Here is a 6,752-nt window from a genome sequence, read left to right on the forward strand (position 1 = left end):
CTGTCTTGGTATGACGCAGAAATCTGGGCGCCGCCGGTATTTGTACTCGGCGGCGTCTTTCGTTCTCAGGCTGGCGGCAGTTGTGATCCTTTTGGGCGGTGGTGTCTGGTGGGTGTTGGCGCATCCCGAAACGCCGGTGCCGTCACATTGGAACCCGTTGCGCGATCTGAAAGTGACCGCCCCGGTCACACCTGTCACAAAGTTCCAGTTGAACCGCGCACTGGCCAGCGACGTACAGTGCCGGGCTGCTCTGGAAGACGCAGGTGTTCGTTTCGAGGCGATGGAGGATCTGATTGTCGATCAGAACTGCGGCATAGCCGGTCGGGGTCTTCTGACCAAATTGGTGACATCAGGGATCAAGGATGTTGAAACCAGTTGCGCCACGGCTTTGCGCCTGACCATGTGGGAACATCACGTCGTGCAGCCCGCCGCACGCGATCTGCTTGGGACCAACGTTTCCCGATTGCGCCACGTCGGCAGTTACAATTGCCGTCCTATGCGCACCGCACAGGGTGAAAACAGCGGATGGAGCAGCCATGCCCGCGCGGATTCGATTGATATTGTCGGTGTGGATACCGTTGATGGTCGGACGCTGACCTTGTTGTCCAACTGGCTGGACTCCGGTCCAGAAGCCGCTTTTTTACGGCAGATCTGGCGCGAGGCCTGCGGTTGGTTTCGTGTGGTTCTTGGGCCCGATTTCAATCGCTTGCACGCGGATCATTTCCACTTGCAAGGCCCAGGGTGGGGCTATTGCCGCTAGGCTTATCAGCAAGAAACTTACAGACTTTGACCAGGGGGGAGAAATCGCAGTTTTTTTTCCTTTTGGAAAAGCCCGAGACGCGGCTAGTCTTCCGACCATCGGTGAAAAGTGCCGGGTAAACGGATCAAGGAGACTAGGATATGGGCAAGCGCGACGAGCTGATCGCCAAATACGCAGAAGACCTGAAAACCAAATGCGGCATGGACCCAGATATGGACCTGCTGACCAAGGTCACCATCGGTTGTGGTCCGGCGATCTATGACGCAGATGCGGCGACTGTTGCGGCCAGCCAGGACTCTGAACTGGAAACCGTCAAGAACAACTTTCTGATCAAAAAGCTGGGTCTGGCAGATGGCCCCGAGCTGATGGAAGGGATCAACAAAGCGATGGAAACCTACGGCAAGTCCGAGCGCAACAAGTACCGCGCCGTTGTGTACTACATTTTGACCAAGCATTTCGGAAAAGAAGCCGTTTACAGCTGATCTGGACGGAAATTCACAAAACGCCCGCTCAGATTTCGGCGGGCGTACTTAATTTGAGTTGTTATTTAGAGACTCGGCGTTTGAAACGCAGCAGGCGATTGGGCTAAGCTCAACATGTGACCAGGACGGTCAGAACCAGATATTTCCATACGCGTGTGGTGAGTAGGGAGCACGCGGGGGTAGGGAAGGTTCTGTATCGTCAGAACCTTCCCTCATTACTCATCTGAGTTCGCCAAGAATGCGCGCAATGAAGCTATCGAATTCAGTAGGCTGCTGGTCCGATCCCTCTTGCGAAGCACCGCCGCTGCCTGCCAGATAAACCTCTATCCGTCCCGGGCGGGTTTTGTTGCCCGAATTCGTGAAGTCTCTTAAAACACCGTCAAGAGCATCAGCCGCCAGCGCCGCATTTTCAGCATCGCTTGGATGATAAAATCGAACCTGTGTTTCTCTGACGCGGAATCCCACGCGGTCCGTTGATACAACTGTAGCACGACCCTGTGTAAGCAATTCGAAAGCCCGGCTGCTGGCTTCTTGTGACACTCTCGACGGGACAAAAAGCGAAACTTCCAGATCAATGGGGGGTTGTACAGGCAAAAGCGGTTTTACCTCTGCAAAAGACGGGACCGCTGACAACGTGATCTCTTGCGGGACGGGATCATATAGTATCAAGGATGCCTGTGAAAAGCTGTCTTTGTTCGACCGGTTAGCGTGCCGCCACGGAGGTTCGACAGGAGCTGGAAACAAGGTTTGAGTATCGGCAGAAAAAGCGGCGGCCAAGATTGGCTCGAGTTGTGCCGGTATGAAAATCGCTGGCGGAGACGAAGATGCGGCCGGTTCCTGGTCTGGGACTAGGGGCCCTGGTTTCACCGCGTCCGTACCCGATAGGTCTTCAGCAGGAACCGGTGGCGTCACAACTGCCTCAACCGAGGCGTTCTGGTCGAGAGGCGTGTCAGTGATCGAATCCCCGGTCTCTTCGGCGATTGCGAGGGCGGAAACGGGCGCGACCTCCGGAGCCGCTGAATCGGTAAGTTCCTCTTCTGTTTGTGTGTCTAGTGTGTCCGGCGGCCTTGCGTTTCTGACAATCGGCGCCCTGTCTGAAAGCAGCTCCTCGATTTCAGGAAGATTCTCCGTCGACGCATCCAGGCTTGCTGGGGTCTTTCCTTCTGTAGAGCGCCAGATTCCGGCAATATTGGTGACACCCCATTGCAGGACTGCGCCGCAAACCAAGGCGGCCAGAACAATACCTGCTCTAACTAAGGGCCTTTTCCTGACTTTTGGTTCTTCCAAATGCAGGGAACGGACCCGGTCTGATACGATCTCTTCGATTTTGGTTTCGTCCGGCCGGGACAGATACTCTGTCTCGGAAGGTTTCAAAACGGGCCTTTCCTGCGCTTCGTCCTGTGCTCCGCTAAGCACTTTTGCACGCTTTTCGCGCGCCTCTTTCAGGCGCGCTTCCCAATTTTTTGAATTCTTCGCAGCAACAGCGTCTTCGAATATCCCATTGCCGCCTTCTTCGTCAGACATGGGTTCATGCTTTCAAGAGAGACCGAATTTTATACGAACACTGCCAAGTGTACGCGATTGCAGTATACGCGATCGACATGCCCCCACTCGGCAAAGCCCATGGAAACATAGCATCTTGTCAGGTGTTTGAGAAGTTCTGCACCTGACGACATGTTCCCATTCAGTCAGGCTGCGTTTCACCCAGCATGCAAATTATCCGCCATTCATCCTCGGTCACGGGCTGCACCGATAAGCGAGAGTTCTTCACCAGCACCATATTCGCCAGACGCTCGTCCGCCTTGATCTGGTCCAATGTTACGGGTTTGGAAAAAGGCCGCACGGCCTTGATGTCCACACACTCCCAGCGTTCGTCGTCTGTGGTGCTGTCGGGGTGGGCCTCGGCGCAGATCTCGACAATTCCAACTACGGATTTGTCCTTTTGCGAATGGTAGAAGAACCCCCAGTCCCCAACGTCCATCTGACGCATGAAGTTACGCGCCTGATAGTTGCGAACGCCGTCCCATTCCTCGCCCGCATCACCTTTCGCGACTTGCTGATCCCAACTCCAGGTCGACGGTTCCGATTTGAACAACCAATAGGCCATCAACCGATCACCTTTTTCCACGCGATCAGTTCGACCGATTGGAACAAACCAGCCTTCGCGTAGGGGTCGCTATCGGCCCAAGACTGTGCTGCGGCCAGATCCTCCACGTCGAGGATTATCAAAGAGCCGATCATGGAATCGCCGTCCAGCAGTGGTCCGGCCTGTGACACGACGCCGGTTTCTTCGATATAGGCCAGGTGGGCCGAGCGGTTGTCCAATCGGGTTTGCAACGCGCCGGGTTTGTCACGAGCGATGAGGGCGATCAGCATGTTATTCCTCCTTGAGGGGTCGATTGAGCAGGTTTTGAATGGCCTCGGTGACACTGTAGGCGCCATAGCTCAGATCCGCCACAGTGGCGCTGATGGGCATATCCAGCCCTTCCTTGGCGGCTATGTCCGACATGGCGCGGGCGGTGGCGACGCCTTCGACCGTCGTTTGGCTGTCGAAGGTCTGATTCAGGCCCAAACTAAGGCCAAAACTATAGTTTCGGGACAGTTCGGACGAGCAGGTCAGCACAAGATCTCCTAGCCCGGACAAACCCATCAGGGTGTCGGGACGCGCGCCACGCATCGCGGCAAAGCGTTGCATCTCGGCAAACCCGCGGGTCATCAAGGCTGCCCGGGCGCTGTCTCCAAGACCTGCACCGATGACGGCCCCGCAGCCAATGGCCATGACATTCTTCAGCGCACCGCCAAGTTCAGCGCCGATCGCGTCAGTGGTGCGATAGAGGCGCAGGTTCGCCGTCGTCAGTTCGGTCTGAAGCGCCTTGCCAAGTTCCGTATCCTCGCAAGCCAGCGTCAACGCGGTGGGCAGGCCGTGCGCGATATCATCCGCAAAACTGGGCCCGGTCAGCAAAGCGATGCGGGCATCCCGGACAACCTCCTTGATGACCGCGACAGGTCCAAGCCCCGAGGTCAGTTCAATTCCCTTGCAGCAGGCCACCAGAGTCTTGCCACGCAGTGCAGGGGCGTGATCTTGCAAAGCGTTGCGCAATTTCTGCATTGGCACAGCCAATAAAAGCATTTCGGCTTTGAGCGCATCGGCAATGTCCGCGGTCACAGCGATGTCCTTGGGCAAGGCTATGTTGGGCAGCCGGGTTAAGTTTTCGCGCATTTCGCGCATCTGCTGTGCCTGGCTGGCGTTTCTTGACCACAGAGTCACCGGCCCGTTGCCTGCCAGCGAGATCGCCAAGGCAGTGCCAAACGCACCGGAACCCAGAACGGATACGCTCATGCCTTGGCCCCTTTCTTGCCGCCGCCCAGCATCGCCGGGCTGCGCTGATCCAGAGGCCAGCGGGGTCGGGCGGTCAGGTCCAGCCCATCCTGTGCCCCGGAACGAAAACGCTCAAGACCCGCGTAGGCGATCATCGCGGCGTTATCCGTGCACAACGCCAGCGGAGGTGCTGTAAATCGGGTGTTATTTTTGGCGCAAACAGACTCTAGTTTGGACCGAATGGCCGAATTTGCGGCAACCCCTCCAGCAACAGCAATCACGGGATCGGCCGGGCTGTGTTCCAGATACAGATCGATTGCGCGTCGGGTCTTTTCGGCCAACGTGTCCACAATCGCCTGCTGGAATCCAGCGCACAGGTCTGCGCGGTCCCGACGAGTCAGGCCGCCCTTTTCGGCCACAATTTGATCTCGCATCCGCATCAACGCAGTTTTCAACCCAGAGAAGGACAGATCGCAACCGGGCCGGTCGAGAAGCGGCCTTGGAAACTGGAAGCGGTTGGGATCACCGGCGCGCGCCTCGGCCTCAACGGAAGGGCCGCCAGGTTGCGGCAGGCCCAGCAGGCGGGCGGTTTTGTCGAAGGCTTCACCCGGCGCATCGTCAATAGTACCGCCAAGGCGGGTAAACTGCTCGGGCCCGTGGGCAATCAGGTATTGGCAATGTCCGCCCGACACCAGAAGCACCAGGTAGGGGAAGGCTATGTTGTCTGTCAGGCGTGGTGTCAGCGCATGACCGGCAAGGTGATTGACACCCACCAGCGGCAGACCGGTGGCCGCGCTGAGCCCTTTGGCGCACATCACGCCGGACATGACCCCTCCGATCAGACCCGGCCCTGAGGTGACGGCAATGGCGTCCATGTCCCTCAGTGAAAGCCCCGCGGCTTCCAGTGCTTGCACGACACAGACATCCAGCTTTTCTGCATGTGCCCGGGCTGCGATCTCGGGCACGACGCCGCCATAAGCACTGTGCAGATCGGTTTGGCCATGCACAACGGATGACAGGATTTCGGCTTCGGCGCTCGCCATTTGGCGCACGATGGCTGCGGCCGTATCGTCACAGCTGCTTTCCAATCCCAGTACGGTAAGTGTTTGCACCATCACCCTGATCCGTTGCATCATGATCTTACGGCGGGGTATCACCCTGCGCGGATGCAAACAATCCTGAAGGGCCAAGGGGCCACACGTTGTATTTGTTGATGACCCGCCCGCGCGCCGCCTCTGAAAGGTTCGTTGCGCAGTTGCCGACCCGCACCAGATCACGGGTTCAGGTCATCTATTCCCCGATCATGGAAATCCGGCCTCTGCCGGTTGCCGTTGAGACCGAGGGAGTGCAGGGATTGATTTTCACCTCGGCCAATGCCGTGAACGCGGCGGCCGCGAAAGGTGTTGACCGCACCCTGCCTGCGTTCTGCGTCGGGCCCGCAACAACTGGCACAGCGAAAGGGTACGGTTGGCAGGCCGAGATGGTCGGGGCCACGGCAGAGGAGCTGGTGGGACATCTGCTCAAGCGGCGGCCCAAAAGCCCGTTGTTGCATTTGAGGGGTGAGCACACGCGTGGCGATGTTGCCGGTCGACTGACCGAATCTGGTCTGGCCGTGCGGGAACAGCCCGTCTACCAACAAAGACTGTTGCCGCTAACACCCGAGGCGGTCGAAGCGGCAGATGGAGATTCGCCGATAATCGCTCCGCTTTTTTCGCCAAGGACGGCGCGACATTTTGCCGATATTTGGGCTGGATCAGCGCCATTGTGGCTGGCTGCAATCAGTCAGGCCACGGCTGATCCCCTTTATTCGTTGGACTATGCGGGCCTGAAGATCGCGAAGATGCCGACACCAAAGAAAATGCGTAAGGCTGTTAAAAAGCTTGCAAAACATGCGTTGCGGGTTGAGGGCGGCGCGGTCCCCGATTAACTTGACCTGGGCTGTTATTCATCTGAATTTGGATTCGATAAGAGGAATATTGCGGTGGCTGGTAAGAAAAAGTCCGAAGAAAAGCCGGTGGAAAGCCCTCAGGCGGATGACGTCGTCGAAACCGAACTGCAACAGGGCGATGCGCCTGTTGACCCGGCTGAAAACGTAGAAGAAGACTTTTCCGAAGCCGAAGCCGAAGCCGAAGCCGAAGCCGAAGCCGAAGCCGAAGCCGAAGCCGAAGCCGAAGCCGAAGCCGAAGCCGAA

Annotated in this window: 8 protein-coding genes and 1 pseudogene; 4 read left to right on the forward strand and 5 right to left on the reverse strand. The window is 57.6% G+C overall.

Going from position 1 to position 6,752, the window contains the following annotated elements; translation table 11 throughout:
- The first annotated feature begins 10 nt into the window (after window positions 1-10).
- A complete protein-coding gene (locus AC2FJB_RS12685; RefSeq protein WP_496718960.1) occupies window positions 11-760 on the forward strand; it encodes an extensin-like domain-containing protein in 750 nt (249 codons plus the stop codon).
- A 140-nt stretch (window positions 761-900) separates the two neighbouring features.
- Window positions 901-1,242 carry a DUF2853 family protein gene (locus AC2FJB_RS12690; RefSeq protein WP_117871196.1) on the forward strand — a complete coding sequence of 114 codons (342 nt, stop codon included), beginning with the start codon at window positions 901-903 and terminating at the stop codon, window positions 1,240-1,242.
- Between the two features lie 219 nt (window positions 1,243-1,461).
- Here the strand turns inward: AC2FJB_RS12690 and AC2FJB_RS12695 are convergent, their stop codons facing one another.
- The 5 genes from AC2FJB_RS12695 to tsaD all read right to left on the reverse strand — a co-directional run bounded on the left by AC2FJB_RS12695 (window position 1,462) and on the right by tsaD (window position 5,676).
- Window positions 1,462-2,616 carry a hypothetical protein gene (locus AC2FJB_RS12695; RefSeq protein ID WP_496718959.1) on the reverse strand — a complete coding sequence of 385 codons (1,155 nt, stop codon included), beginning with the start codon at window positions 2,614-2,616 and terminating at the stop codon, window positions 1,462-1,464.
- A gap of 310 nt (window positions 2,617-2,926) precedes the next feature.
- Window positions 2,927-3,349: an EVE domain-containing protein gene (locus tag AC2FJB_RS12700; RefSeq protein ID WP_496718958.1), complete on the reverse strand. Its 423-nt coding sequence runs from the start codon at window positions 3,347-3,349 to the stop codon at window positions 2,927-2,929.
- Window positions 3,349-3,618: a YciI family protein gene (locus AC2FJB_RS12705; RefSeq protein WP_299642010.1), complete on the reverse strand. Its 270-nt coding sequence runs from the start codon at window positions 3,616-3,618 to the stop codon at window positions 3,349-3,351. The genes AC2FJB_RS12700 and AC2FJB_RS12705 overlap by 1 nt, the downstream gene beginning before the upstream one ends.
- A gap of 1 nt (window position 3,619) precedes the next feature.
- The gene (locus AC2FJB_RS12710) at window positions 3,620-4,582 is read right to left on the reverse strand and encodes an NAD(P)H-dependent glycerol-3-phosphate dehydrogenase (RefSeq protein ID WP_496718956.1); all 963 of its coding nucleotides are present in this window, start codon (window positions 4,580-4,582) and stop codon (window positions 3,620-3,622) included.
- Window positions 4,579-5,676, reverse strand: coding sequence for a tRNA (adenosine(37)-N6)-threonylcarbamoyltransferase complex transferase subunit TsaD (tsaD, locus tag AC2FJB_RS12715; protein ID WP_496718955.1), 1,098 nt, complete (start codon window positions 5,674-5,676; stop codon window positions 4,579-4,581). The genes AC2FJB_RS12710 and tsaD overlap by 4 nt, the downstream gene beginning before the upstream one ends.
- Window positions 5,677-5,762: 86 nt before the next feature.
- On the opposite strand from tsaD, the gene AC2FJB_RS12720 reads away from it, so the two are divergent.
- Window positions 5,763-6,488: a uroporphyrinogen-III synthase gene (locus tag AC2FJB_RS12720; protein WP_496818426.1), complete on the forward strand. Its 726-nt coding sequence runs from the start codon at window positions 5,763-5,765 to the stop codon at window positions 6,486-6,488.
- A gap of 54 nt (window positions 6,489-6,542) precedes the next feature.
- A pseudogene (locus AC2FJB_RS12725) lies at window positions 6,543-6,752 on the forward strand (hypothetical protein); the annotation flags it as partial.

This window comes from Ruegeria sp. CDSC085 (assembly GCF_059610465.1).

What these genes read in the sequence shown, in the direction of transcription:
- AC2FJB_RS12685 (WP_496718960.1), top strand. Translation starts at nt 11, where the DNA reads ATGACGCAGAAATCTGGGCGCCGCCGGTATTTGTACTCGGCGGCGTCT.
- AC2FJB_RS12690 (WP_117871196.1), top strand. Translation starts at nt 901, where the DNA reads ATGGGCAAGCGCGACGAGCTGATCGCCAAATACGCAGAAGACCTGAAA.
- AC2FJB_RS12700 (WP_496718958.1), bottom strand. Translation starts at nt 3,349, where the DNA reads ATGGCCTATTGGTTGTTCAAATCGGAACCGTCGACCTGGAGTTGGGAT.
- AC2FJB_RS12705 (WP_299642010.1), bottom strand. Translation starts at nt 3,618, where the DNA reads ATGCTGATCGCCCTCATCGCTCGTGACAAACCCGGCGCGTTGCAAACC.
- AC2FJB_RS12710 (WP_496718956.1), bottom strand. Translation starts at nt 4,582, where the DNA reads ATGAGCGTATCCGTTCTGGGTTCCGGTGCGTTTGGCACTGCCTTGGCG.
- tsaD (WP_496718955.1), bottom strand. Translation starts at nt 5,676, where the DNA reads ATGGTGCAAACACTTACCGTACTGGGATTGGAAAGCAGCTGTGACGAT.